This window comes from Rhodococcus sp. NPDC056516 (genome assembly GCF_042794655.1).
In the GTDB taxonomy this organism is placed as follows: Bacteria; Actinomycetota; Actinomycetes; order Mycobacteriales; family Mycobacteriaceae; genus Rhodococcus_F.
Genome location: NZ_JBHTTG010000004.1, coordinates 1 through 3,730, shown reverse-complemented (window position 1 = coordinate 3,730; position 3,730 = coordinate 1). Strand labels below are relative to the sequence as shown.

General features: G+C 59.5%; 1 protein-coding gene. It reads left to right on the top strand.

Annotated features, from left to right (window positions below):
• Positions 1–3,730, top strand: a 3,730-nt coding sequence (locus ACFQ6Y_RS12940; protein ID WP_378634329.1) for an isopeptide-forming domain-containing fimbrial protein, incomplete at both ends; no start/stop codon positions are given.

The following is a 3,730-nucleotide window of genomic DNA, read 5'->3' as shown; positions in this document are numbered from 1 at the left end:
GCACGGTTCTGAACAACAAGGTCACGGGTACTGCGAAGCCGCCGACGGGTCCGGACATCACTCCTCCGCCGGTGGAGACGAATCACTCTGTTCCCGGCTTCACCTTGGAGAAGACTGCTGATCCGATTTCAGGCTCGACGGTTCAGGCGGGCGAGTCGATCAAGTACACCGTCACCGGCACCAACACCGGCAAGACGAAGCTCGATCCGGTCAAGATCAATGACGATCTGGGTGCGGTCCTCAATAATGCTGCTGTCGTTCCTGGTTCGCTGAAGGCGACCGTCGACGGTGCTCCTGTTGCTGCTCCGACTCTGTCGGGCACCACGCTCTCGTGGTCGGGTGTTCTCGAAGCAGGTAAGTCTGTCGTCCTCACCTATGAGGTGAAGGTCAACGCCGGTGTTGCCGCGGGCACGGTTCTGAACAACAAGGTCACGGGTACTGCGAAGCCGCCGACGGGTCCGGACATCACTCCTCCGCCGGTGGAGACGAATCACTCTGTTCCCGGTTTCACTGTCGCGAAGACTGCTGATCCGGCCTCGGGTACCGGCGTCAATGCTGGTCAGACGATCACGTACACCGTAACGGGCATGAACACCGGTAAGACAACGCTTGATCCGGTGGTGTTGACCGATGATCTGTCGAAGGTTCTCGACAACGCCGCTCTGGTGGACGGTTCGCTCAACGCGACGGTCGATGGTGCTCCTGCTGCTGCTGCTGCTCCGACCCTCTCGGGCACGACGCTTTCGTGGACTGGTGTTCTCGAGGCTGGTAAGTCGGTTGTTCTGACCTACCAGGTGAAGGTCAATGCCGGTGTTGCCGGTGGCACGCTGATCAACAACAAGGTGACCGGTACTGCGAAGCCGCCGACGGGTCCGGAGATCACTCCTCCGCCGGTCACGACCGAGCATCCGGTCCTGGCACCGAAGATTGCTGTGGTGAAGTCTTCTGATCCGGCCTCGGGTACCAATGTTGTTGCCGGTCAGGACATCAAGTACACGCTCACGTTCTCGAACACCGGTAGCGGTGCGGGTGAGGTCGCGTACTTCGATGATCTGCGTCAGGTTGTGGACAAGGGTGTTCTCAGTGGTTTGACTGCTGATGCTCCGTTGGCTGCGACGATGGTCGGCAGCGATGGTTTCTCGGTGACCGGAACCCTGTCGGCCGGCGAAACGAAGACGGTGACGTATTCGGTGAAGGTCAATGCCGATGTGGTCGGTGGGGTGTTCGTGAACAACTTCGTTGTTCCGGGTACGACTCCGCCGGTTGATCCTCCGGAGGTGTGTGATCCGGCGACGCAGCTGTGCACGACGCATCCGGTGGTGTCTCCGAAGATTGCTGTGGTGAAGTCTTCTGATCCGGTATCTGGTTCGAATGTTGTTGCCGGTCAGGACATCAAGTACACGCTTACGTTCTCGAACACCGGTAACGGTGCGGGTGAGGTTGCGTACTTCGATGATCTGCGTCAGGTTGTGGACAAGGGTGCATTGAGTGGTTTGAGTGCTGATGCTCCGTTGGCTGCGACGATGTCGGGCACTGATGGTTTCTCGGTGACGGGAACATTGGCGGCCGGCGAGAGCAAGACGGTCACGTACACGGTGAAGGTCAATGCCGATGTGGTCGGTGGGGTGTTCGTGAACAACTTCGTTGTTCCGGGTACGACTCCGCCGGTGGATCCTCCGGAGGTGTGTGATCCGGCGACGCAGCTGTGCACGACGCATCCGGTGGTGTCTCCGAAGATTGCTGTGGTGAAGTCTTCTGATCCGGTATCTGGTTCGAATGTTGTTGCCGGTCAGGACATCAAGTACACGTTGACGTTCTCGAACACCGGTAACGGTGCGGGTGAGGTCGCGTACTTCGATGATCTGCGTGGTCTGCTCGATGATGCTGATCTGGTTGCCGGCAGCTTGTCTGCTCAGGATCCGTTGGCTGCTGCGATGGTCGGCAGCGATGGTTTCTCGGTGACGGGAACCCTCGGCGCTGGTGAGACGAAGACGGTGACGTACACGGCGAAGGTCAAGGCTGATGCCGATCGTGTTGCAGCGAATGCCGACAACACGGTGCTCAACTTCGTTGTTCCGGGTACGACTCCGCCGGTGGATCCTCCGGAGGTGTGTGATCCGGCGACGCAGCTGTGCACGACGCATCCGGTGGTGTCTCCGAAGATTGCTGTGGTGAAGTCCTCTGATCCGGTATCTGGTTCGAATGTTATTGCCGGTCAGGACATCAAGTACACGTTGACGTTCTCGAACACCGGTAACGGTGCGGGTGAGGTTGCGTACTTCGATGATCTGCGTCAGGTTGTGGACAAGGGTGCATTGAGTGGTTTGAGTGCTGATGCTCCGTTGGCTGCGACGATGGTCGGCAGCGATGGTTTCTCGGTGACGGGAACATTGGCGGCCGGCGAGAGCAAGACGGTCACGTATTCGGTGAAGGTCAATGCCGATGTGGTTGGTGGGGTGTTCGTGAACAACTTCGTTGTTCCGGGTACGACTCCGCCGGTTGATCCTCCGGAGGTGTGTGATCCGGCGACGCAGCTGTGCACGACGCATCCGGTTCAGGTTCCGGGGTTCACGGTCTCCAAGACTGCCGATCCGGTATCGGGAACGAATGTTGCTGCTGGCCAGACGATCACGTACACGGTGACCGGTGCCAATACGGGTAACACGACCCTTGATCCGGTGGTGTTGACCGATGATCTGTCGAAGGTTCTCGACAACGCGACGTTGGTGGACGGTTCGCTGAAGGCAACGGTTGACGGTGTCGACGCGACTGCTCCGACCCTCTCGGGTACGACGCTCACCTGGACCGGTGCACTCGAAGCGGGTAAGTCGGTGGTCCTGACCTACCAGGTGAAGGTCAATGCCGGTGTTGCCGGTGGCACGCTGATCAACAACAAGGTGACCGGTACTGCGAAGCCGCCGACGGGTCCGGAGATCACTCCTCCGCCGGTGACGACGGAGCATCCGGTTGATGTTCCGGGGTTCACGGTCGCGAAGACTGCGGATCCGGTGTCGGGGACGAATGTTGCTGCTGGTCAGACGATCACGTACACGGTGACCGGTGCCAATACGGGTAACACGACTCTTGATCCGGTGGTGTTGACCGATGATCTGTCGAAGGTTCTCGACAACGCGACGTTGGTGGACGGTTCGCTGAAGGCAACGGTTGACGGTGTCGACGCGACTGCTCCGACCCTCTCGGGTACGACGCTCACCTGGACCGGTGCACTCGAAGCGGGTAAGTCGGTGGTCCTGACCTACCAGGTGAAGGTCAATGCCGGTGTTGCCGGTGGCACGTTGATCAGCAACAAGGTCACCGGTACTGCGAAGCCGCCGACCGGTCCGGAGATCACTCCTCCGCCGGTGACGACGGAGCATCCGGTGGTGTCTCCGAAGATTGCTGTGGTGAAGTCTTCTGATCCGGCGTCGGGAGCGAGTGTTGTTGCCGGTCAGGACATCAAGTACACGTTGACGTTCTCGAACACCGGTAGTGGTGCGGGTGAGGTCGCGTACTTCGACGATCTGCGTGGTCTGCTCGATGATGCTGATCTGGTTGCCGGCAGCTTGTCTGCTCAGGATCCGTTGGCTGCTGCGATGGTCGGCAGCGATGGTTTCTCGGTGACGGGAACCCTCGCGGCTGGTGAAACGAAGACGGTGACGTACACGGCGAAGGTCAAGGCTGATGCCGATCGTGTTGCAGCGAATGCCGACAACACGGTGCTCAACTTCGT